The organism is Exiguobacterium sp. s34, from assembly GCF_018617435.1.
In the GTDB taxonomy this organism is placed as follows: domain Bacteria; phylum Bacillota; class Bacilli; order Exiguobacteriales; family Exiguobacteriaceae; genus Exiguobacterium; species Exiguobacterium aestuarii.
The window spans coordinates 565,096-588,490 of record NZ_JACSKE010000001.1; the positions used below are offsets into that span (position 1 = coordinate 565,096).

Annotated in this window: 23 protein-coding genes and 2 other annotated features; of the genes, 6 read left to right on the forward strand and 17 right to left on the reverse strand. The window is 49.7% G+C overall.

Features of this window, described 5'->3' with window-relative positions; all coding sequences use genetic code 11:
* Positions 1 to 2: 2 nt before the first annotated feature.
* Positions 3 to 941: an ATP-grasp domain-containing protein gene (locus tag KNO87_RS02800; protein ID WP_214792678.1), complete on the reverse strand. Its 939-nt coding sequence runs from the start codon at positions 939 to 941 to the stop codon at positions 3 to 5.
* 152 nt (positions 942 to 1,093) lie between these two features.
* Here KNO87_RS02800 and KNO87_RS02805 point away from each other — a divergent pair, with 152 nt between their 5' ends.
* Positions 1,094 to 2,584: a potassium/proton antiporter gene (locus tag KNO87_RS02805; protein ID WP_214786089.1), complete on the forward strand. Its 1,491-nt coding sequence runs from the start codon at positions 1,094 to 1,096 to the stop codon at positions 2,582 to 2,584.
* Positions 2,585 to 2,621: 37 nt separating this feature from the next.
* On the opposite strand, the gene trpA is transcribed toward KNO87_RS02805, so the two are convergent.
* Genes trpA through trpD form a run of 5 tightly spaced genes read right to left on the reverse strand, consistent with a single transcriptional unit; the run spans position 2,622 to position 6,847 of the window.
* On the reverse strand, positions 2,622 to 3,389 hold the full coding sequence (gene trpA, locus KNO87_RS02810) for a tryptophan synthase subunit alpha (protein WP_214792674.1): 768 nt from the start codon (positions 3,387 to 3,389) through the stop codon (positions 2,622 to 2,624).
* Positions 3,386 to 4,570 carry a tryptophan synthase subunit beta gene (trpB, locus tag KNO87_RS02815; RefSeq protein ID WP_214792671.1) on the reverse strand — a complete coding sequence of 395 codons (1,185 nt, stop codon included), beginning with the start codon at positions 4,568 to 4,570 and terminating at the stop codon, positions 3,386 to 3,388. The genes trpA and trpB overlap by 4 nt, the downstream gene beginning before the upstream one ends.
* On the reverse strand, positions 4,552 to 5,124 hold the full coding sequence (locus tag KNO87_RS02820) for a phosphoribosylanthranilate isomerase (protein WP_214792668.1): 573 nt from the start codon (positions 5,122 to 5,124) through the stop codon (positions 4,552 to 4,554). The genes trpB and KNO87_RS02820 overlap by 19 nt, the downstream gene beginning before the upstream one ends.
* Entirely contained in the window at positions 5,100 to 5,861 is a 762-nt protein-coding gene (gene trpC, locus KNO87_RS02825) for an indole-3-glycerol phosphate synthase TrpC (protein WP_214792665.1), read from the reverse strand. Before trpC ends, KNO87_RS02820 begins: the two co-directional genes overlap by 25 nt.
* Entirely contained in the window at positions 5,858 to 6,847 is a 990-nt protein-coding gene (trpD, locus tag KNO87_RS02830; RefSeq protein ID WP_214792662.1) for an anthranilate phosphoribosyltransferase, read from the reverse strand. The genes trpC and trpD overlap by 4 nt, the downstream gene beginning before the upstream one ends.
* A gap of 55 nt (positions 6,848 to 6,902) precedes the next feature.
* Positions 6,903 to 7,130: a binding site (T-box leader), on the reverse strand.
* Positions 7,131 to 7,178: 48 nt separating this feature from the next.
* Positions 7,179 to 7,407, reverse strand: a binding site (T-box leader).
* 194 nt (positions 7,408 to 7,601) lie between these two features.
* Between trpD and KNO87_RS02835 the strand changes: the two genes are divergently transcribed.
* Positions 7,602 to 8,963 carry an amino acid permease gene (locus KNO87_RS02835; RefSeq protein ID WP_214792659.1) on the forward strand — a complete coding sequence of 454 codons (1,362 nt, stop codon included), beginning with the start codon at positions 7,602 to 7,604 and terminating at the stop codon, positions 8,961 to 8,963.
* An 85-nt stretch (positions 8,964 to 9,048) separates the two neighbouring features.
* Here the strand turns inward: KNO87_RS02835 and KNO87_RS02840 are convergent, their stop codons facing one another.
* The 3 genes from KNO87_RS02840 to KNO87_RS02850 form a co-directional block, all read right to left on the reverse strand.
* Positions 9,049 to 10,560 (reverse strand): murein hydrolase activator EnvC family protein, encoded by a 1,512-nt coding sequence (locus tag KNO87_RS02840; protein ID WP_214792656.1) that lies wholly within the window; start codon positions 10,558 to 10,560, stop codon positions 9,049 to 9,051.
* A gap of 423 nt (positions 10,561 to 10,983) precedes the next feature.
* Entirely contained in the window at positions 10,984 to 11,349 is a 366-nt protein-coding gene (locus tag KNO87_RS02845) for a DUF423 domain-containing protein (protein WP_214786072.1), read from the reverse strand.
* Positions 11,350 to 11,361: 12 nt separating this feature from the next.
* On the reverse strand, positions 11,362 to 11,967 hold the full coding sequence (locus tag KNO87_RS02850) for a trimeric intracellular cation channel family protein (RefSeq protein WP_012727503.1): 606 nt from the start codon (positions 11,965 to 11,967) through the stop codon (positions 11,362 to 11,364).
* Between the two features lie 93 nt (positions 11,968 to 12,060).
* Here KNO87_RS02850 and KNO87_RS02855 point away from each other — a divergent pair, with 93 nt between their 5' ends.
* Complete coding sequence (locus KNO87_RS02855; protein WP_214792653.1) at positions 12,061 to 13,698, forward strand: ABC1 kinase family protein; 1,638 nt, start codon at positions 12,061 to 12,063, stop codon at positions 13,696 to 13,698.
* On the opposite strand, the gene KNO87_RS02860 is transcribed toward KNO87_RS02855, so the two are convergent.
* Positions 13,637 to 15,220 (reverse strand): GNAT family N-acetyltransferase, encoded by a 1,584-nt coding sequence (locus tag KNO87_RS02860; RefSeq protein ID WP_214792651.1) that lies wholly within the window; start codon positions 15,218 to 15,220, stop codon positions 13,637 to 13,639. The genes KNO87_RS02855 and KNO87_RS02860 overlap by 62 nt on opposite strands.
* Positions 15,217 to 15,729: a glycerol-3-phosphate acyltransferase gene (locus tag KNO87_RS02865; protein WP_214792648.1), complete on the reverse strand. Its 513-nt coding sequence runs from the start codon at positions 15,727 to 15,729 to the stop codon at positions 15,217 to 15,219. Before KNO87_RS02865 ends, KNO87_RS02860 begins: the two co-directional genes overlap by 4 nt.
* Positions 15,730 to 15,821: 92 nt before the next feature.
* On the opposite strand from KNO87_RS02865, the gene KNO87_RS02870 reads away from it, so the two are divergent.
* Entirely contained in the window at positions 15,822 to 17,234 is a 1,413-nt protein-coding gene (locus KNO87_RS02870; protein WP_214792645.1) for an NAD-dependent succinate-semialdehyde dehydrogenase, read from the forward strand.
* Between the two features lie 47 nt (positions 17,235 to 17,281).
* On the opposite strand, the gene KNO87_RS02875 is transcribed toward KNO87_RS02870, so the two are convergent.
* The 6 genes from KNO87_RS02875 to KNO87_RS02900 all read right to left on the reverse strand — a co-directional run bounded on the left by KNO87_RS02875 (position 17,282) and on the right by KNO87_RS02900 (position 21,359).
* The gene (locus KNO87_RS02875) at positions 17,282 to 17,914 is read right to left on the reverse strand and encodes an HAD family hydrolase (protein WP_214792643.1); all 633 of its coding nucleotides are present in this window, start codon (positions 17,912 to 17,914) and stop codon (positions 17,282 to 17,284) included.
* Positions 17,915 to 18,028: 114 nt separating this feature from the next.
* On the reverse strand, positions 18,029 to 18,394 hold the full coding sequence (locus tag KNO87_RS02880) for a rhodanese-like domain-containing protein (RefSeq protein ID WP_012727509.1): 366 nt from the start codon (positions 18,392 to 18,394) through the stop codon (positions 18,029 to 18,031).
* A gap of 108 nt (positions 18,395 to 18,502) precedes the next feature.
* Positions 18,503 to 18,781, reverse strand: a complete 279-nt coding sequence (locus KNO87_RS02885; protein ID WP_214792640.1) for a DUF5327 family protein — start codon at positions 18,779 to 18,781, stop codon at positions 18,503 to 18,505.
* Between the two features lie 62 nt (positions 18,782 to 18,843).
* Complete coding sequence (locus KNO87_RS02890; protein WP_214792637.1) at positions 18,844 to 20,130, reverse strand: DUF2252 domain-containing protein; 1,287 nt, start codon at positions 20,128 to 20,130, stop codon at positions 18,844 to 18,846.
* 13 nt (positions 20,131 to 20,143) lie between these two features.
* The gene (gene msrA / locus KNO87_RS02895; protein ID WP_214792634.1) at positions 20,144 to 21,094 is read right to left on the reverse strand and encodes a peptide-methionine (S)-S-oxide reductase MsrA; all 951 of its coding nucleotides are present in this window, start codon (positions 21,092 to 21,094) and stop codon (positions 20,144 to 20,146) included.
* Positions 21,095 to 21,176: 82 nt separating this feature from the next.
* Positions 21,177 to 21,359: a hypothetical protein gene (locus KNO87_RS02900; protein WP_031422036.1), complete on the reverse strand. Its 183-nt coding sequence runs from the start codon at positions 21,357 to 21,359 to the stop codon at positions 21,177 to 21,179.
* 222 nt (positions 21,360 to 21,581) lie between these two features.
* Here KNO87_RS02900 and KNO87_RS02905 point away from each other — a divergent pair, with 222 nt between their 5' ends.
* Positions 21,582 to 22,658: a diguanylate cyclase gene (locus KNO87_RS02905; RefSeq protein WP_214792631.1), complete on the forward strand. Its 1,077-nt coding sequence runs from the start codon at positions 21,582 to 21,584 to the stop codon at positions 22,656 to 22,658.
* Between the two features lie 128 nt (positions 22,659 to 22,786).
* Positions 22,787 to 23,311 carry a hypothetical protein gene (locus KNO87_RS02910; protein WP_214792628.1) on the forward strand — a complete coding sequence of 175 codons (525 nt, stop codon included), beginning with the start codon at positions 22,787 to 22,789 and terminating at the stop codon, positions 23,309 to 23,311.
* Positions 23,312 to 23,395: the final 84 nt, after the last annotated feature.

The window sequence follows — 23,395 nt, forward strand, 5'->3', positions numbered from 1 at the left end:
CCTTATTTTGTCGTGATGACGTGAAGTGCGTCCCCTAAAAAAGTTGCCAATTCAAGCATCCCGAAACGCCCCGCTTTTGCTTCGGCATCGGAATTATAGTTTGTGTTCGTATTGACGTCATAGGCGTAGACGTTGCCATCTTGGTCTCGAATGATCTCGATCCCGGCGATATCAATCGCATTCGCTTTCAGGAACTGCTCGAGCTGTGGAATGATCGGGTCATTGAATCCTTCGACGATTTCGAACTTCGCAGGCGGCGTCTCTCCGACCGGACAGAACTGATCTTCAATCGAGCACGCATCTGCCGGGCAGAGCTCGAAGCCTTCCGACGTATCGACACGAACCGCATATAAGAACTTCCCACCGATGAATTCACAGCGAGTGATATATGGTTCCGGGGCTTCGATATATTGTTGGATGAGCGTGATGCCGTCAACCGAGTCCTCGAACGAGGGACCATATACATATTCTTTCAGTCCTTCGATCGTATGGAACAACTGGACGCCAAGCCCTTTCCCGGCACGGTTGTGTTTCGTGATGAACGGTGTCATCCCAAGCTTTTCGGCCGCCTCGATGATTTGGTCCTTACCGACTGCCGCAATCGTCTTCGGTACGCGGATCCCTTCGCGGCGAAGCGCCGTGTATTGATTGACTTTGCTCACTTCTAGGCGGATGGCACGTGTGCCGTTGAACACGGTCCGATCGTTCGCCTCTAACCAAGCGAGGACACCTTCCGTTAACTCGGGTGCGTACCGATGTCCACGTGTATGCGAAGAGGCACTCATGCGATTATAGAAGACACCTTCCGGGGGCGTTGCTTCGAGATCAATCGTCCCTTGGTCCAAGTGCCATAATTCATAAGGTAACTGTAGTTCTTCTAAGCGATGGACAAGGTGGTTCGTCCATTCTTCGTTTTCATGAATGACGTGAATTTTAGACATCATCATCCCTCCTTATCGTTGCTTTCACTTTATCACATTTATAACTGACAATTCCAATGTGTATGGTTTGTCTAATCGCCAATTCTGAAATATCAGACGATTTCATGGTACAATGAACCTAAGAGTATTGTTTTTGAAAGGATGTGTTGTGCTTGCCCGTACCTGTTCTAAGTACTGATGTACTCATTTTACTCTTCGGATTACTACTCGTGTCCGGTGTCATGGCGACGCGAATCTCCACTCGATTCGGCTTGCCCGCCTTGATTTTATTTATGGGAATCGGCATGATCATGGGAAGTGATATCACCGGTCTCATCTTCTTCGACGATTCGAATCTGGCGCAGTTGATCGGAGTCGCCGCCTTAATCGTCATTTTGTTTGAAGGGGGTCTTCAGACGAAATGGTCGTCGATGCGGAACGTCCTCGTTCCAGCCGCCTCACTCGCTACGTTTGGTGTGTTGATCACGACAAGCGTTGTTGCTGTGGCCGTTCGTTTCGTATTTGGTTTCGATTGGATTGAATCTTTCTTGTTCGGTGCGATTATCGGTTCGACCGACGCGGCGGCCGTCTTTGCCGCATTTAAAGGAAAGAATATCTCACCGAAAGTCGGTGCGACACTCGAAGCCGAGTCCGGCACGAACGACCCGATGGCGATGTTTTTAACGATTCTTGCCCTCGATTTCATGATGAAGCCAGATACGACTATCTGGGATGGCATCTGGATGTTTGTCCTTCAAATCGTGGTCGGGGCTCTCATCGGTTTCATCCTCGGTCAACTGTCCCGCCTCATGTTGAATCACCTAAGATTAGAGTCGAGCGGTCTTCATGCCGTGCTCATGATTTCGATGGCATTTCTCACATATGGTGTCACCGCATACTTATTAGGAAGCGGTCTGCTCGCGGTCTATATCGCTGCGATGATTGTTGGAAATGCGGACACGGCGCATGAAGTGACGATCGTCCAATTCTCAGAAGCGCTCGCATGGATCATGCAGATCATCATGTTCGTCATCCTTGGGTTACTCGTCTTCCCTCGTCAACTCATCGAACCGGACTTGATTTGGAAAGGACTGCTCATTTCATTCGTCCTCATGTTCTTGGCTCGTCCGATCGCCGTCTATTTATCGACGCTCGGGATGGCATTCACGAGAAAAGAGAAGCTGTTTATCTCATGGGCCGGCCTAAAGGGAGCTGTTCCAATCGTCTTAGCTACATTCCCGTTAATTGCTGGTATTGAGGACAGTCAACTCTTATTCAATGCCGTCTTCTTCGTCGTCGTGACGAGCGCTTTGATTCAAGGGACGACATTGACACCGCTTGCCGAGAAATTGGGATTACTCGGTCCGGATAAAATCCGTTCCCCATATACCATTGCCCTCGTCTCGAGCAAACAGTCCCAACATAAACTCGTTCCTTACGTCGTCACGGAGAGTTCCTCGATGATTGGCAAGACGCTCGCGGATATCACGCTCCCACCGAACACCGTCGTGAACGCCATCGTCCGAAACGAATATTTGATTCCACCAAATGGACAAACATCCATCGAGGAAGGCGACCTTTTATATGTACTCGCCTCGATGTATCGTCATGATCAACTCGACCAGAAATTTGGTGAAGACGGTCTCGACCGAGTGGAATTGTAGGCAAAAAAATCAGCGCTTCGTATGAAGCGCTGATTTTTTATACGTGCATTTGTTTTGCTGATTGAATCAACGTCTCAACGTCGTCTGTTCTTCCTTCATGGAGCGCCTCGACGATAAAGCTTCCGACGACGACACCATCACATGCATTTCCAAGCGTCTGCACTTGCTCCGGTAAATGTACGCCGAATCCTGCCAAAACAGGAACGCGTGACTGCTCTGTCAATCGAGTCAAATAGGCGAGTAATTCATCTGGGAACACATCGGCTTTCCCTGTCGTTCCTTTGAGTGTGACCGCATAGACGAATCCTTCCGCTTTCTCTAAGATCGATGCTGTCCGCGCCTCGCTACTCGTCAACGTCACGAGCGGGATGACCGCGACGTCATGCCGGTCGATATCTGCGAATAATTGAAGACTTTCTTCAAACGGAAGGTCAGGAATGATGACCCCGCTTACCCCGCATTCCTTCGCTCGGTCAAAGAACGGTTGAATCCCGAATCGAAACACAGGATTCAAGTATGTCATCAACACGATTGGAACGTTAAATTGATCATTTCCTTCTATTAAATGGTTCAATACCATTTCGAGCGTCACACCCGCTTCGAGCGCACGCATGCCTGCCGCCTCTATGATTGGACCATCTGCCACCGGATCGGAGAACGGGATCCCGAGTTCAATCGCTGTCGCACCCATCCGTTCTAGTTCAACAATGGTCGGGATGAGTCGGTCCATCCCACCGTCACCGGCCATAATATACGGAACGAATGCCGCTCCTTCTCGTTCACGAATCGCTGTCTCTAATGTCATCGTGTCGCCACCTTCTCTCGGATTGTGTGGACGTCTTTGTCTCCGCGTCCTGATAAACAAATCACCAATGTTTCGTCTTCTCCCATTGTCTTCGCGAGCGTTTCTGCGTAAGCGAGAGCATGAGACGACTCCAAGGCAGGAATAATCCCTTCTTGTCGGCTGAGGGCGAGACACGCATCGAGCGCCGCGTCATCCGTGACAGCTGCATACCGCACCCGTTCGATGTCTTTCAAGAAGCTGTGCTCCGGTCCTACCCCTGGATAATCGAGTCCGGCTGAGATTGAATGTGCCTCCTCGATTTGACCGGCCGCGTCTTGTAAGACATACATGAGGGAACCATGTAACACACCGACTTCACCTTTCGTGAGTGTCGCCGCGTGTTTATCTGTATCAATGCCACTGCCTGCCGCCTCGACACCATAGAGGGCGACCGACTCATCGTTCAAGAATGGATAGAACATGCCCATGGCGTTGCTTCCTCCACCGACACAAGCGACGACGGCGTCTGGGAGGCGTCCTGTCTGTTCAAGGATTTGACGACGTGTCTCTGTCCCGATCACACTTTGGAAATCACGTACCATCTGCGGGAACGGATGCGGTCCAAGTACTGAACCCATCACGTAATGCGTATCGTCGACATGTTTGACCCAGTAACGGAGCGCTTCATTGACGGCATCCTTTAGTGTACGACTACCTGATTTGACCGGAACGACTTTCGCTCCGAGCAATTCCATCCGAAACACGTTCAACGCCTGGCGTTCAACGTCGACCTCACCCATGAAGATCGTACATTCTAAATCGAGTAACGCACATACTGTCGCAGTCGCGACACCGTGCTGACCCGCTCCCGTCTCGGCGACGACTTTTTGTTTCCCCATCCGTTTCGCAAGGAGCGCCTGTCCGATCGTGTTGTTGATCTTATGGGCACCGGTATGGTTCAAGTCCTCACGTTTCAAATAGACGTTCGTCCCAAGACGACGACTCAGGTTCGACGCATAATAGAGCGGCGTCTCACGTCCCACGTATTCGCTTAATAAGGAAGAGAAGCGTTCTTGAAACTCAGGGTCTTGCTTCGCCTCTTCGTAAGCGACCTCTAATTCTTCGACTGCCTGCATGAGCGTCTCCGGAATATATTTTCCACCGTATTGTCCAAATTTCCCGTTCACTGGTTGTGCATACATCCTAGTTCCTCCTTGGCACGTTGAATGAACGTGCGAATTTTTTTGATATCTTTCACACCGTCTGTCTCAACACCGCTCGAGACATCGACGCCGTCTGGTTGGATCGTTTGAATCGCTTGTCTTACATTGTCTGGGGATAGGCCACCTGCTAGCCAAAATGGACGATTCGGTCGCTCAATCGTTGCCCAGTCTAAAATCTGTCCACTGCCCGGGGTCGGATGGTCCATCAATCGAACATCCGCCGCCACCTCAGTTGAAGCATCGATAATCGGTAATCCGAAGATTCGCAGTTGTTCAATCGACTGCGTTCGATGGTGAATTTGTAAATCCGTCAGTCCCACGTCCATCGTTTGCGCGATGTCTTCCATTGAAGGACTTAAAAACACACCAACGATTCGAACCGATTGCGGGATAAACGTTGCTAACGTCTTCGCTGTGGCCACGTCGATTTGACGGGAACTCGGGGCGAACACGAATCCGATGGCATCCGCCCCCGCTTCGACCGCCGCTTCGACCGCTTCTTCTGTTTTCAATCCACAAATTTTAACGAACATGTTTTCAACTCCTCGAGTAACCGGGTCGGGTCTTCTTCCCGCATGAGTGCTTCTCCGACGAGAATGGCGCTGGCCCCGGCTTCTTTTAGACGCGCTGCCGCCTCGACGGTGCTGACTCCACTTTCACTGACGAACGTGACATCGGGATAACGTTCCATCAAATCGATTGATGTCTCAAGTGATACCTCGAACGTTTTTAAGTCTCGATTGTTGATGCCAATCAACACGTCATCGAGCTCGAGCGCGATGTGTAACTCGGCTTCGTCATGCACTTCGACCAAGACGTCAAGACCGATCGAGCGAGCGTATCGTGTCAACTCGTGGAGACGTTTCGGATGAAGTGCCGCTACGATGAGGAGCGCCACACTCGCACCGTAATGCTTCGCATAGTCGAGTTGTCGTTCATCGATGATGAAGTCTTTGCAGAGTACCGGGATTGTGACCACGTCGGCGACTTGTTGTAGATCTTCAAAAGACCCATTGAAATACGTCGTGTCCGTCAACACCGAAATCATCGTCGCTCCGGCTTGTTCATATTGACGAGCCCGTTCGGCGACGTTCACATCCTCCCGAATCATTCCTTTCGAAGGTGATGAACGTTTGATTTCCGAGATGATGTGGAATCCATCACGCATTCGATTCAAGAGAGCAATCGGCTCTGTCACGGTGACATCGATTGGCTCCATACGACTGACCTCTTCGATTTTCGTTCCGATGATTTTCGTTAAATAACTCATGCCTCTACCTCCGTACGTTGTAAGTGTTGTAACACGCGTAAGGCGTGCCCTTCATCGATACTGCGTTTCGCCTCTTTCACCCCTGCACGAAGCGTTGAAGTCGTGCCGTACGTGCAAAGGGCAAGCGCCGCATTCAATAAGACGACATCTCGCGCCGGGCCCGACTCCCCGTTCAATACAGCGAGTAGTGTCGCGGCGTTCTCTTCCGGCGTTCCTCCACGTAGTGCTTCGAGCGGTGCCCGCATCAAGCCAACATCTCGTGGGTCGACCGCGTAACGCGCCGTCTGTTCCCCGTCAAAGAAGTACACCTCGTTCACACCAGCGAGGCTCGCTTCATCGAGGCCACCCGCACCGTGTACGACCATGCCACGCTCTACTCCAAGATGACGCATCGCTGTCGCCATCTTCTCAAGTAGTGATGGATGGTAGACACCAATCAGTTGTCGTTTCGGACGAAGCGGATTCGTAAGCGGTCCGATTTGGTTGAAGATGGTCGCCGTCGCGAGTCGTTTCCGGACCGGCATGACGTGCTTCATGATCGGGTGGACATGCTGGGCGAACAAGAAACTCAAGTTCGTCCGTTTCAAGTCGGCATGTACTTCTTCCGCCGTCTTCACAATCGGAACGTTCAATGCCTCGAGGACGTCCGCACTTCCAGACCGACTCGATACGCTACGGTTCCCATGTTTGGCGACCGGGATGCCGAGACCGGCCAACACGAAGGCGACGGTCGAGCTGATGTTGAACGTGTGCGCCCCATCGCCGCCCGTGCCACAGACATCAAGTACAGGCAAATCCGTCGGGGGAAACTGTGCTGCTTCACGGATGTATGCCGCGAGTCCCGCCATCTCTTCTGCCGTCTCCCCACGTTCTTTCATCGCGAGTAGCACCCGTTCGATTTGTGCTTCATCCGCTTGGAACATCTCGCTTGCTGCCACTTTCATATCTGCTGTTGATAGTGCGTTTGTCTCCAATTGTTGAATCATCGTCTGTTCCCCCTCTAAAAATGTGTATAAAAAAACTCCACACGACAGTCGTCGTATGGAGGACGGTTCTAGACCGCGGTGCCACCTCTCGTTGATTCCGAAGAATCCACTCTCCGATGCAATCACATCGTATCCCGATAACGGGGGAAGCCGTCACGACCTACTTCATTCAGCCATGCTCTCATGAGCCCATTCACGCGGACGCCTCGGTCAGGATCTCACCATCCCTGACTCTCTGGGCGAAACGTCTTCTCGCGCTACTCTTCTCAATCCTCGATTTATGTTATAGAAACGAAAAAGGGGTTACCCGTCTCCTCATAGCCTATGCTACAAGAAGGACGAGTAACCCCGTGGTGCCACCTTCGTTGGTTCCGAAGAACCCACTTCACGGACGATCATCCGCTTCCCCGTGATAACGGTGGGTAACCCGCTAAAGCCTACTCAAAGTTCGGTTTAGAGCTCAGAAGTCCATTCGCGACGTCCTGTATACTGATTCGCACCAACCATCAGCTCTCTGTCATACAAGATTCGTCGTTACTTCTCTTCGTCGACGCCTTTATTCGTTTCAGTTAAGTTAACTCGTACTATACAGGGAGGATGCATCCCTGTCAAATAAAAAAATTCGAAAAACTTTGCCTCTATATGTGCACCCCGAAATCGAGAACCTTCATCGGTTTTTCGAATTGACATCGTTTTTTTCTGTCTGCTATAGTCGTCCACAACAACATTTCACTCAACTAAAGGAGAATCGATTTTGGAAACAAACAAACTAAAACGCGAGCTGTCCACCCGGCAACTCACGATGATTTCCCTCGGGAGTGCCATCGGAACCGGGCTGTTCCTCGGAAGCGGGCTCGCGATCCAAACCGCTGGTCCGAGCGTGCTCGTCAGCTATGCCATCGGGGCGTTCATCGTCCTCTTACTCATGGGTGCACTCGCCGAAATGACGGTCGCCCATCCAACATCTGGATCATTCGGAACGATTGCCGAGCGATACGTCCATCCACTCGCAGGCTTTCTCGTCCGTTACTCTTACTGGGTCGCGAACGTACTCGCTGTAGGGGTTGAGGTCAGTGCCATCGCTATCTATATGCGCTACTGGTTCCCGGATGTGAACGGGTTCGTCTGGGTCGCCCTCTTCGGTGGACTACTCATTTACGTCAACGCCCGTCATGTTCACACGTTCGGGACGACCGAATACTGGTTATCCTTCATCAAAGTAACTGCCATTATCCTATTCATCGTTCTCGGTGCCGCCACATTGTTCGGCGAACCAGGATCACCGATTGAATCGATCACGACTGGAAACGAAGGTTTCTTCGCTTTCGGGTTTTACGGAATGTGGGTGACGATTTTCATCTCCCTCTTCAGTTTCCTTGGAACCGAACTCGTCGCCGTCACAGCAGGCGAAGCAAAAGACCCGGACCAGGCCGTACCACGCGCTTTACGCGCTACCGTGTTCCGCTTGACGTTCTTCTATGTCGTCACGCTCGCCATCATGCTCATGCTCATCCCATGGCAGCAAGCGGGTATCGATCAAAGTCCGTTCGTGCTCGTCATGGAACAGTTTGATGTGCCGTTCGCGGCAGGTATCCTCAACTTCGTGATTTTGATTGCCGCCTTGTCAGCGATGAACGCACAGCTCTATGCATCAACACGCATGATGTACTCGCTCGCAGAAGCCGGCGATGCACCGAAAGTGTTCAAAAAAATCAGCAAAAACGGCATCCCGATGTTCGCATTACTCGTTTCAACGGGTGGCATCGTCCTAGCCGCTTTATTACAAGTGTTTATGGAATCGTCATATCCGTTCTTGATGGGAATCTCGATGTTTGGAGCCATTTTCACTTGGTTCATGGTCTTCGTCTCCCACTTGTTCTTCCGGAAGAAATGGACCGGACGAAAACTCCCTGTCCGTATGATGGGATATCCGTTCCTCCCAATACTTGGAGCTGTCTTACTCCTCAGCCTGATGATCACGACATGGTTCACCGATTTCAACATCTTGTTGAAGTTCGGGGTACCTTGGTTGATTGGGTTGACGATTATCTATTACGTGCGTGAACGAATGCGTAAGAAACAAGATCATTCAAGCGATATCGAGCAAGCCAACTAACGTTGATCCCTTCGCCATAGCGGAGGGATTTTTTGTACGCACAAAAGCTCCTTTCGCAATCGAAAGGAGCTTTCTGTATAGGGCATCAGAAGAACTGACGCGGGTTGACCGTGCTACCTGCGCTCGTTGCCGAGTACGAGTAGCCGCCTTTATGAATCTCAAAGTGCAAGTGCGGACCTGACGAGTTCCCTGTGTTTCCAAGTGTCCCGATATTTGATCCTTGTGTCACACGCTGTCCTGAGCTGACAGATACTGAGTTCATGTGTGCATAAACTGTCGTCCAAACTTGACCGTTGATGACGTGCGCGATCATGACGTGGTTCCCGTAAGCGCCACCCCAGCCTGCACGAATGACCGTACCTGTCGCAGATGCACGAATCGGTGTACCTGTTGGACCAGCGATATCTAAACCGTTATGGAACGTGTAACCATACGCACCGCTCGCCGAACCCCACCCTTGTGAGTAGCGTCCTGAAGCCGGTTGAATGAACATTGAGCTAGACGGTGCTGGCGTCGATGTCGTCGGTGCCGGTTTTGGCTCCGGTTTCGGCGCTGGTGTTGGTGCGGGTTTCGGCGCCGGTTCCGGTTTTGGTGCTGGTGTTGATGGAGCCGTGTTGTTTGAAGACGACGAAGACGGGGTATTCGTTTTATTGTCTTGCTTTTGTTGTGCAGCAGCTTGACGTGCCGCTTCCGCTTCTCGTGCTGCCTCTGCCTTGCGAGCAGCCTCAGCTTGACGTGCAGCTTCTGCTTGGCGTGCTTCTTCTGCCTTACGTGCCGCCTCTTGACGAGCTGCTTCTTCAGCACGACGACGGGCTTCCTCTTCTTCGCGACGTTGCGCTTCGATTTCAGCCGCGATTGCCTGTTCTTGTGCCACTAACGTCGCTTCAATTTCTTGAAGGTCGAAGATTTGTGATTCAAACTTGATGTTCTTCTCTTCAAGCTCTTTGATACGCTTCTCACGTTGCTTCATTTTCTTCTCGAGCTCAGCTTGACGCACTTCAAGTGCCTTTTGTTGTTTGAGAAGTGAGGCACGTTCTGCTTTCAAGTCAGCTTGCGCTTCTTTGAGCGATTTTTGTGTCGCTTCATAGTCATCAAACAACTCTTGGTCACTACGCTGAATCGTTCCAGCCGTGATCATACGCGTGACAAGATCAGAGAGGTTTTTTGAACCGAAGATGAATTCAGCCCAGTTAATTGAGCCGCCACCGTTCTTTTGCATCGTGGCCATACGTTCTTTCATCATCGCTTCTTGTGCCTTCATTTTTTCTTGGTAATCTTTAATGTCGGCTTCAAGATCCTCGATTTTCATCTCGGTACGCTTGATTTCTTGGCGCTTCATGGCGACATCGTTGATGATGTCCTGCAACTGTGCGTCCATTTTATTGACCTCTGCCTGAACTTTTGAAATCTCTTCTTTGTTCACTTCAATCTTTGAAGACGTATCGGCTTGGTTCTTTTTCACGTCATTGCGCTTCTCTTGTACTTTTTGTTGTTCTTCTTGTTTTTCTTTAATCGAAGTCGATGCGTCGGCAACTGTATGTGTGCTGATGAGCATCACACCAAGCGTCAGCGTCGAGACTGTGCGTTTCCAATTCATGAATGGGGTACATCCTTTCTTAAATGACAAACGTGAGTACCTACTACACTACATATTTTAAAGCCGTTTCAGTATGTAACAAAAACGATCATTTGGTTGAGTTTCAACACGACTAATTATATCTAACTGCTAGATATTTTCCTGTTAAAGTTATATTTCAATTTTATTACGCACGCACAACAGCATAGGCAACGAATGTGTTGAACTTATTATTTATCAATACCTTTTCTAATCGTCCATTCTGACATGTTCCTGTAATATTTTATGTAAATAGAGAACGTTTTACCCTATTTTCAAATAATAAATACATGAAGCGCAAATCTGTTTTCCAATTGATGGGATGACTCATCAAAAAAAATCCATGCCTTCGCTGCATGTGAACATGAGCAAAGACATGGATGTCGAAATAAATTGATTCTGTCATTATAATTTCATCGCACCGACGATGACAAAAATCCAAGCAGCAATGAATAAGACGCCGCCGATTGGTGTCACGGCTCCGAGTTTCGTGATTCCCGTCAACGCCATGACGTATAAACTTCCAGAGAAAAAGATGATTCCCGCAAACATGAGCCAGCCGGCAATGTTAAATTGGCTGATACTCACACGCATGAGGAGCGCTGCGATCCCGACGATCCCGAGCGCATGGATCATGTGATAGAGCACGCCCGTCTGCCAGTTCGCCAACATGTTCGGTGACAGTCTCTCTTTTAGCGCATGGGCACCGAACGCGCCAAGTGCCACACCGAGTGCCATCAATCCGGCACCAATCATTAGTAAAATCTTCATTTTCGTTCCCCCTTATCTGACTTTTCGTGCTGGTAAATTCCACTTCCGATAGTAGGATATCACTCGAAGTGTCGCTACGACAATTAAAAGCGCATAGACGGCAAGACCGCCTTCGAGCTTGAAGTAATACGTGATGACCGCAATGAGAATCGCCCAAATCGCGTACACCTCTGATTGCAAGACGAGCGGTTTACGCCCAGCCAGTAAGTCGCGGACCACACCACCCCCGACCCCGGTCAGGACAGCCGCCGCGATTGCTGCCGATAACGGTAAATCCAGCTTGATGGCGACCTGTGCTCCTTGAAAGGCAAAGGCGACCAATCCGATTGCATCCACAATCACACCCCAGCGTTCCCAATGTGGCAATACGACACTTGGTAGCAGAAAGATGAGGAGTGCGACCAGAAAACATAAAATAAATAAATCATTCTGTTGCCAAATCAAACTGACGGGGTTTCCTAACAGGACGTTCCGAATCGCGCCGCCCCCAAAGGCGGTGATAAACGCGAGCAACCATACCCCAAAAATATCGTATTTTTCATCCATCGCAATGATGGCTCCGCTCGCCGCGAACGCAATCGTTCCGACGACGTTGAGCAATTCCCACTCCATGAACATCCCTTGCCCTTTCTTCAACGCATTGTATGGTAAAGTATAGTTACAAAAAATCAGGTCAGTCGAGCGACTGTCGTAAAGGATGTCGGTATTACAATGAAACGTATCGCTTTGTTCCGCATATGGATTATCGTCACCATGTTCGCCCGATTCATCATTCGGCTATACGCCTTTTCACGTAAGCAACAGCAAGGTGTCGCCACGACAGAAGAATATGAAGCACTCATGCTCAAGCTCGCGCGTGAGTATAAACGAAACGCACTCCGACTCGAAGGCTTGTTGATCAAGCTCGGACAATTCTTGTCCATTCGTGCCGATTTATTGCCTCCGGCCGTCTTGAACGAACTATCTGAACTCGTCGACCGTGTCCCGACATCGGGTTGGGACAAGTCGCGCGCGATTCTAGAGGCGGAATGGGGCGTCCCTTACACGCAAGTCGTCAAAGACGTTGGCATCGACGCCGTCGCCTCCGCCTCAATCGGGGAAGTGTACGGTGCCACCCTTCTGGAAAACGGCAAGCGGGTCGCCATCAAAATTCAACGTCCGAATATCGAAAAAATCATCCGTACCGACTTCCGGGCCATGCGGATTGTCACGTCGATGTTGAAGCGGACATCCCTCGCAAAATCGACCGACTTAGATAGCTTATATCGCCAAATGATTTTTGTCATCGGGGATGAACTAAATTTTCAAACCGAATTAAAAAACGCCTTATATTTCAAAGCCAAATATGCGGATAACCCGGACGTTTACATTCCGGATTATCACGAACACCTCTGTACGAACCGCGTCTTGACGATGGACTGGGTCGATGCACGACGCATCACCGACCTCGCCTTCTTAAAAGAAAATGAAATCGGTCGCTCTGCCCTAGCCGAACGACTATTCACGCTCGCCGCCGAACAATTGTTGTTCGGAGGACAGTTCCACGCTGACCCGCACCCCGGAAACGTTCAAATCCGAGCAGACGGCACCATCATCCTACTCGACTTCGGGATGGTCGGACAGACGACGGCACAGGACATGGCAACGATCCGAAACATCTTACAGGCGTTCATCTCGCTCGACTATGACAGCATCGTCGACGGCCTAGAAGATTTACGCTTCCTCTTGCCGACGGCGAACAAGCAAAACATCCGCCAAGCACTCGAGAAAGCCGTCACTTTTTATTTAGAGACCGATATCGACACCGTCGATACGAAGTTAATTGAGAAAGTGTTGCAGGATATTCAGTTGCTCGTCAAAAACGAACCGATCCAACTCCCGGCGGAATTCGCCTTCTTCGGTCGGGCCGCCTCGACTTTGCTCGGCATCCTGCAAATCCTCGATCCGAAAATCGACCTGTTCACACTCGGCAAACCGATTGTCATCGAATGGCTCGAGGAGGACGGCACGACACTTCAAAACCGTTATGTGAAGACCGGGATCAACTATGCGAAGAAATTGTTGAACGTGCCACCGCTTCTCGACAATTACTTAAAAGAGCCGACACGAAAACGCCTGTCGGAGCAAGCGATGTTCCAACGCAACTTGGAATCGAAAGAACTCTTGCACCGTCAGACGTTCAATGCCATCGTCATCTTGCTCGGGTTGCTCGTCGGGCTACTCGGCTATATCCGACCAGATGAATGGCTGTTCTGGTCAGGTGGCGTCGTGTCTGTGCTGGCTTACTTCAATTGGAGACGCCTCGGACGAAAAATTCGTCACTTGGCACGTCAGGATTTTCGTGTTTAAGCGAACCGTCACTTTCCAGAGTGGCGGTTTTTTGTTGCATCCACTCGGCAATATAGGCACCAACGTCACGCATTATGCGAGTTGTCGTCCAGCCCATCGTTGATACTTGGATGACGTTCGCCCGTTTCAAATATTCGCTCTCATATTGGACGAGATAACCTTGATAGGATAGTTGTCGACCTAACTCAATCGAGGACTGTCCGCACGGCATCGGAATCGTGATGATGCCAGGTGATTGGGCGGGACTCAGCTTGAATTGTAAGCCATTCTCGCGAAGTGAGTTGACCAACAATGCCATCTTCTCCTGATGCGATGCGACCTGTTCTTCCGTTAATTCCTCTAATGCGACATCCATCGCCGCAAGGAGCGGTTCCGATTGTGTGAAGGCGATTGGTTGATAGAGGGACAAATCAAAGTAGCGTGGCACGTCTCGCATCATTTCCGCCCGCTCTTTCATCGCGACGAACGCGAGACCTGGCGCATTCCGTAATCCTTTCCCCGAGGAAAAAGTCACGTAGTCCGCGAAAGAATAATCATAGACAAGTGTCCCGACCGCGCTGATTGCATCGACTGCGACGACACCTTGCCACGTGTGAAGCGGGGCGAGGTCGATTAAGATGCCTAAAGATGTCTCACAATGTACCGTCCACACCCACTCCGGTTCAATCTGCTCAAGTTGAGCAACCTCCCATTTCCCTTCCCCGTCCACTTGAATGACATCAAATGAGAGACCGGCGCGGGATGCGTGATCCATGAGACGCTCCCCGAATTCGCCGGCGCATAAAACGACACCATGTCCCCGCAATCTTGCCGCGACCGCATCATTGGCGACCGTGCCACTTCCGAGAAGCGTATAGACGTAAGGAAGTCCGATTCGCTTTGTCAGTTGTTGCTGAACCGATTCGAGCATGCGACTCGTCTCTTTTGAACGGTGTGGGAGTGGTTGCCTTGAGAGTCGTGCTCTCACGCGCTCCGAACATTCGACAGGACCCGCAAGGAAACTTATTGGTCGAAGCGTCGACGCAGACTTTGATTCATAAAAGGCTGAACGCGTTAACATCATCGGAACGTACCTTGCTTCCTCAGGGCCGATTGGATCCGCAAATGGAATAAATCCGAATCGGTGATAGAGCACTTGTTCACGCGTCGTCCCACTGATGACAATCCCATCCACTTCACGATCGGTCGCATCTTTAATGACCGCTCGCATCAGTCCGGCGAATGTCCGATTGCGTCGATACGCTCTCTTCACAGCAAGCAAACGAATTTCGATCCAATCCCCGTCAGGAATGCGCACCCCTTTTTGTTCCAACGAAAAAGGTCTTTCGCCACGTAGTGCACACATGGCGACCACTTCACCGTCTACTTCACCAATCCAATATGTATTCTGTCCATGAAACCGATCGACGAGCCGTCGTTCCGAGTTCGGTGAATGTTGCGGAATCTCTTCGACAAACGTTTCGTAATTCAATCGATGAATGGCGTCAAAATCCGATTCACCGGCTTTTCGATACATAATCATGCTTTCCCCTCCTTCACATGATGATAAATAATGATCATCGCAATGAGCATGGCCCAGATGATATGTTCGAGACTTCCTAGGGCTGCTAGCGGTAGTAGCATAAGCATGACCAGTCCTGTCTCACGTGAATTGCCCGTCACTTTGATCAAGAGCAATAAGATCAGGAGACCACCGATAAACCACCACGGGTCGTATGCCCATATGATTCCAGAAAAAACGGCATATCCCTTCCCGCCTGCGCGAATTCGCCAAAACGGATAAATATGACCAAGCGTGAGCGCAAGCGCTGTCTGCCAAAAATACGGTCCGCTCATCTGCAAGACAAGGATCGTCTTCAGCACGTCGAATCCGTACACGATGAAAAACGCCCATACCCCTCCGATGCGATGCGCATTGCGGGCCCCTGTGTTTTTTGAACCGGATGTCGCTAAATCATGACCACTTAGTAACCCATATAGCCTACCCCCGAGTAGGCCCCCGACTAAATAGCCGACAATAATGATCCACATGGTATCCCCTCATTTTTTGGAAAATTGTGTGCGTTCTAGAAAAACGGGTATCCTCTAATTAACTGTGCACTTTTTGGAAAGGGGAAATCAAGATGCGAGAAGAGAAAAACTTTATTAATGGGGAATGGACAGAAACGGGGCAGACGATCGAAGTACGAAATCCGGCTACCGGAAATGTGATGGCCGTTGTGACGAAAAGCGATACCGCGGAAGCGACACAAGCCGTTGATGCGGCGCACGAGGCGTTACAGGAATGGCAACAAAAAACCGCAGATGAACGAGGGGCGCTACTGAATGAGTGGCATCGTTTGATTGCAGAACATACGGAAGAACTCGCACGGACGATGGTCGAGGAGCAAGGAAAGCCGCTCAAAGAAGCCATCGGTGAAATCAACTATGCGAACGGCTTTATCGATTGGTATGCCGCAGAAGGTCGACGAGTGTACGGGGAGACGATTCCCGCCTCTTCGAACAAGAAACGAATCTTTGCCATCAAACAACCGGTAGGCGTCATCGCCGCCATCACGCCATGGAACTTCCCGGCTGCCATGATCACGCGGAAAGTCGCACCAGCGCTTGCTGCTGGCTGTACGGTCGTCATGAAACCCGCATCGGCGACTCCGTTGACGGCGATTGAATTAATCAAATTGGCCGAGAAGGCAGGATTCCCAAAAGGGGTCATCAATCTTGTCACAGGGCAAGCGTCTGATATCGTCAAGGCGTGGCAACAAGACAAACGGGTTCGAAAATTGACGTTCACAGGGTCGACCGAAGTCGGGAAGATGCTCATGCGTGACGCTGCGGACACGATGAAAAAGATTTCGCTCGAACTCGGTGGCCACGCCCCGCTCATCGTCACGGCCAAGGCGGACTTGGATAAAGCTGTCCCGCAAGCGGTCGCCACGAAGTTCCGTAACGGTGGACAGACATGCGTCTGTGCGAACCGAATTTATGTCGAACGAGCCGTCGTCGATGAATTTTCGGAGCGTTTCATCAAAGAGGTCGAAGCGTTGAAAGTCGGGAACGGATTAGAGGAAGGTGTCGATATCGGTCCACTCATCGACGATGACGCGCTCAGTAAAGTCGAAAAACACATCGAGGACGCTCAAATTCGTGGCGGTGAAGTGTATGGTGGTGAAGTGTTAGATGGGCTCTTCATTCGTCCGGCGGTCATCCGTTACGCGAACGAAGACATGCTCTGCATGAACGAAGAAACATTTGGACCGGTCGCACCGATTGCGACATTCGATTCACTCGACGAAGTGATCAAACGGGCGAACAATACGCCGTTCGGATTAGCCGCCTATCTATTCACGCAAGACATCAATGAAGCCGTCTACTTAGCAGAGTTGTTAGAGTATGGGATTGTCGGTGTGAACGATGGGCTACCGTCAACTCCTCAAGCGCCTTTCGGTGGTTGGAAAGAGAGCGGACTCGGCCGTGAAGGTGGTCACCATGGTATCGAAGAATTTTTAGAAGTCAAATACATCTCACTCGGGTTGTAAATAGGGGCATACAAAAAGGCTTGTCGACATGTGCGACAAGCCTTTTCTTATCGGTTGACCCATTCGACTAAATCGTTCGGTGACTTGATGACGTGATCCGCAAGCGCCCACTCTTCTTCATTTCCGAATCCGAACCCTGTCAAGACGACCGGAAAATCGTGCGCCCGTGCTGCCTCGACATCCGATTTGCGATCGCCGACCATAATATAGTCCGCCTCACCGTGACGGACCCGATGCGCCGTCAGAATGTCTGCTTTCTTCTCGCCACTGACGGACTCCAAGCATTCTGGCGCCGTCATATATGAACGAATCTGTTGCGTATCTAAAATCAGGTTCATGTAATGGACGCCGCAGTTACTCGCCGTCGTCAACGTGTGGCCTTGTTCGTGAAGTGTTTCCAACATGTCACGAATTCCATCGAATAAGACGTTCTGCCCTTCCATCGTCTTCTCGAGCGTCGTGTGACGCAATCTGCGAATGAGACGAATCTCTTCGAGCGACGCTTCTGGAATAACATGCTCCCAAAATGCGTTACCTGCCAAGCCGTATCCTGAGCGGACCGCTTCTTCACTCGGTTTCGGAAGATGAGGAAGTTCCTCAAGCGCCTCATGAATTGCTTGTGTCATCGGTCCTGTCGTATCTACTAACGTGCCATCGATATCAAATAAAATCACTGCCATTGGATTGATCCCCTCTCTTTCACTCTCTCCCTACCGTAGCAGAATCCCCGAAAATGCAAAAGGGAAAACGTAGTGACAAAAAAACGACTGAACCGATTCGTTCAGTCGCGTCCATTATCCTCGCCAGAAGTTCATTCCGCCTTTTACAGAATAGACGTCGGTATATCCGGCACTCTTGAGCATCGCTGCGGCGCGTTGGCTACGCATGCCACTTTGACAGATCACGTAGACGGGACGCTCTTTTTCCTTCGGATATTTCGCTTGCGCGTTCCCAAATCCTGAAAGAGGCACATTTTTCGCTTGCTTAATATGTCCTCCGCGGTATTCATGCGGCTCACGCACGTCCAACAGTTGAATGTTCCGCTCTTCCGCGATTCTTCGTTTCAAGTCATCCGTCGAGACCGTTTTAACATTGTTTCGGCGACTCCACCAGAAATACACAAGTCCAATGACGACCGCTACAAAAAGAAAGTCCAACATATTCATGCCTCCATTTGATTTTCATTTCTTACACCCATTATACCCCCTAAGGTATTTAAGTCAATGAAAGTGATTCCACAAAAAAACCACATGTGATGCACATGTGGTTCAAAAATCGAGCAATGAATCTGATTTAGGCTGTTCGTCTTCTTCCATTGGAATTCCTAGGAAGGCGGCCATCTGACGATCGAGCGGTGGCTTTGACTCACTCGCCGGAGTCGTCGCTTGTGGCGTGCTGACACCCTTCGCTTCAGACGTCTCCGCTAATAGCAGTTCGCAAAAGCCCATCAACTTTGCCAAATGACGTTTTTGTACTTCGCCCGTCGATGACTCAATCTGTGTCATCACTTGACGCATCTGAGCGATGACTTGTTGTTCTGTAATCATGGTCCTTACACATCCTTTACGCTTCCATTGTGCAGGATTTCCCCTTCGATTCGCAAGTTTCCTTAACGTTTCCTTGATTCGACCCAATTCAAAAAGGCGTCATAGTCAAAGCGAACCTGATTTGCATAAAAGTCAGCCCATCTCGATAATTGACGAATGAATAGTGATGGGGAGTCACCGATTGCCGCTGCGATTCGTTCACTCGCCGTATAATCCAACGCGTCAGACGTCGCATCGGCCCGTGCGTGAATCTTCGCTGTGATTTGCGCTTGCACTTTCAACGTCTCGATGAGCGACTTCTCATCTTTCATGTGTTTCGCCTTCACTTTGCGCTTATAAGGTGAGCGCTGCCTTACATAATACTCTTTTCCATCAATCGTCAAATAACCGAGATATGGATCACGACTATGGACCATTGCCCGCTGTGCGGCCACGACACGCGCTCCTTGATGCGATAATTCGTTCTCAAATAGCGGATGCGTCGGCAAAAAGAGCGACGGGACGGCAGATTGTGCCTGTTTCATTTCTAAAATGACATCTTCATCGTGCTCTTTGTCGGCTCCTTCAATCAAAATATAGTAACGCTCTAGACCGATAGAAGCCGTTCCACTTTGAAGCTTGATGGCAATGTCTTTGATTTCATAATGATCGGCGTGATGACGATGCTCCTCCGACAAAGAAGACAGATAATCTCCCCAGGCCGTCTCGATCTTCTCGCGCATACCTGATGAAAGGGGAATCAAATCCTCACTCGTTGAAAAGTAACGTTCCTCATCCCGTACTTCCGTTCGTTCGGACATGAATTCGTCCTTCTTTTTCTCCGCTTTTTTAATGACTTTTTTCACGGCTTTACACGTATTCTCTTTTGTAAATTGAATATGCTCACTTCGCCCGTTCGCATGCTTCTCAATCGCCTCTGCGTAAGAGCGGGCAAACGCCTCGATGGCCGCTTTTCCATCAAACCCAGACTCAGCCGCGAACAAGTCGACAGAGACCGCCATCCGCAACAAGTCGAACAAATATGATCCGATGTACGCCTCGTCAAAATCGTTTACGTCATAAATGATCGTACCGGCACCATCCTCGAACACACCGAAATTTTCAAAGTGCAAGTCTCCTTGAATGAACGTCGGGTGCTCAGGACCTGTGTCAAACGCAATCGGAACTTTCGCAAAGTCATAATAGAACAAGTGTGAACTCCCTCGAAAGAACGAGAACGGGCTCGAACTCATCTTCGCATACTTCTCTTGTCTCGCTTCTTCCGAAAGATGACGAATCGACTGGTCATAAAAATCAAGGACGGTCCCGATCGTCTCGCACCGAATTTGTTGTTTGACGGCTGTGAACATACGGCTCTCCCCTTCACTTGTTGAATAAGTGTTTATATTCCCCGTACCCAGCCTCTTCAAGCTCTTCTACAGGAATGAATCGGAGAGCAGCCGAGTTGATGCAATAGCGTAAGCCGCCTAGTTCTTTCGGTCCGTCGTCAAACACGTGACCGAGGTGACTGTCACCTTGTTTTGAACGCACTTCTGTCCGAACCATGTGGTGCGTCGTATCCATACTCAAGTCAACCCGTTTTTCCTCGATTGGACGTGAGAAACTCGGCCATCCGCAATTTGACTGGAATTTATCATGAGACGTGAATAGTGGCGTTCCATCGACGATGTCGACGTACAACCCTTCCCGCTCTTCGTCCCAGTATTCATTTTGAAACGGTGGTTCCGTTCCATTTTCTTGTGTCACTTTATACTGCATCGGTGTCAAGCGCTCACGGAGCGCTTGTTGTTGCTTACGGTCACTCCATGCTTCTTTGATGAACTTCGCGCGACCCGACCCGACCCGATACATCTCGTAGCGGAACGGATTCTTTTTATAATAGTCTTGATGGTAATCTTCCGCTTCCCAGAACGTTTTCGCAGGGCGGATGTCGACTTCAATCGGACGTTCAAATCGCCCTGAGTCTTCTACTTCCTGTTTCGAACGCTCTGCTGCAGCCCGTTGTTCCTCTGAATGATAGAAGATGGCCGGACGATACGATTCGCCGCGATCGTTGAATTGTCCCCCACCGTCTGTCGGGTCGATTTGACGCCAATAGATGCGGAGCAGTTCCTCATAAGAGATAACCTCAGGATCGAACGTGATCTCGACCGCCTCTAAATGTCCCGTCGTCTCTGAACAGACTTGTTGATACGTCGGGTTATCGACATATCCTCCGGTGTATCCGGAAATGACATGTTCAACCCCCTCATATTTATGAAACGGTTTGACCATGCACCAAAAACAGCCTCCCGCAAATGTAGCTTTTGCCATAAAAAATCCCTCCTTACTTTGTAGTGTACCCAAAAAAGTCATCAGACAACAAAAAACGAGAACCACAAAATGTGTTCTCGCTTCAGTCTTCTTCGACTTGGTTCACATGACGCATCACTAAAAATAAGATGACTCCTACAATCGCAGCCCCCAAAAGGGTCAACACCATGTTATCTCGAGCCGATAAAGTATAAAAGATCGCTAATCCAATCAAAATGAGCGCAATCGGAATAAACGCTCGTTTAAAATGATCCCAGTAACGCACGGACAGTCCTCCTTTTCTCTTATCATACCAAACTTTCGATTTCCGATAGCGAAAGTTCTAAAAGTTGAAACATGTCTGTGAAACCGAAGAGGAGTAATCGGGGTTGTGCGTGAATTCTAATCTAGAATAACTTGTTTAAGTCGCAGGTTAATCCTACCTGTTTCAGATCATATGCTTTATACTGTAACTAAATATTTCCATACAGGATAAGGGGGAGCTTCGATGCTCACAATCGTTAATGCATTCTTTATCAACCTGTGTATCTTGTTCACGCTCTTCACGATTTCCTTTTTACCATTCCGCAATCGCCCTCGTTTGACACCACAATCCCCACTAAAAGGCAGAATCTTGCTCGGTGTACAAACCGGAGGCATTGCAATCCTATTGTTAGTCAATGCCTTACCCCTCGAAGGCGTGCTCATCGACTTGCGCAACATTCCAATCATACTCGCCGTTCTGTTTGGCGGCTGGGTAAGTGGGGCTGTCGCGGGTGTCATCTTATTGATGGGGCGCTTCCTGGTCCTCTTTTTTACAGATGGAGCTATGCTCGGTCTCTATCTTGCCATCGCGACAATGATTGTGTTAGTCGGGGCGACAGGCATTTTGCGTAAACGTATGGATAACACGCGTTCCACTTTACTTGTTTTTACAACGATTAGCATCGCCATCTTCGGGGCAGCTATCTATACCGCGCTACCGCTCAATCTGTTCTATCCCGTCTTAATCGTCTATACACTCATGTCATATAGCGGTTCTTGTGCTGCCTATCGATTGCTTCTCGAACTACGCCGTCATTTCGAGAACGTCCAACATCAACAACAGCTTGCGCGAACGGACGCACTCACTGGGATTGCCAACCGTCGTCTCTTGAATGAAGCGATGGCCAACTTGACGGTCGAGGCAGAAGAATATGCGTTAATCTTAGTCGATATTGATCACTTCAAACGAGTGAATGATACGTATGGGCACGACGTTGGGGATGATGTGTTACGTGAACTCGGTATGCTGCTCGTCAATGAAAGTGAAGAGCGGCATTTGGTCGGTCGCTTCGGCGGAGAAGAATTTTTAATCGTCATGCCTCACGCTACGCGAGATGAAGTGTCTCGCCTCGCAGAATCTATCCGAGAAAAGGTTTCGACGTTCCCGTTTGAAACGAGCGCAGGTACGCTACACATCACCGTTTCGCTCGGCGCCTGCCACTCGAACGATATTGAAATCGACAGTGTGCTAAAGCACGCAGACGAAGCGTTATATCACGCAAAAGAGTCTGGACGAAATCGCTTCATCCTCGCCTCTTAATCGATTGAACACTTCACACTTGAACATGTTTTCTCGCTTTACTTTCTCGAAACGAATCGTTAAACTAGCCTAGACTTTGGTTCAGATTGGTACATCAGGATTTATTCAGAAAAGGGGAAACATCGTTCATGTCAGTTTTGTTATCTTTGTTTGGAATTATGTTTATCAGCTCGTTCGCGATTGACTATAAACGTGGGAAGACGCTTCACCAATCGGCACTCGGGGGAATTCGTTCGATTCAACAAAACTTATGGATTTTCTTCCGTACGTCGCTCTCGATGATGATCGTCATCGGCCCACTCTTATTGATTTCAGGATTCGTATTCTCAGATTTAGTAGCATTTAACACCGTCCCATCTTTCCTGATCGCCGTGCTCAGTATCGGTTTTGCTGAACGGATTATCGGAATGACCGTCGCACCACTCATTCGTACGTTTTGGCATCAGCGTGGTCGTCTCATGCCACTTTATTTAGACGCTGCCCTTTACGTATTCTTGCTATCCATTCTCGTGTTAGAGTTTTTGATGAACATCCCGGGGATTCATCTCCAGTCACCGTTCATTGCGCTATTTTACGCGTTCGCTCTCTTCTTCACGAGATACTTGTTCAGTCTCATTCGCTTCACCGTTCGAAAAGGCGTCGCTTCGAACTAAGCAAAACAGAGTCCCATCCATGTTCGCATGGATGGGTCTTTTTTTACCTTTCTTATTGACAATGAGAATCGTTATCAACTATAC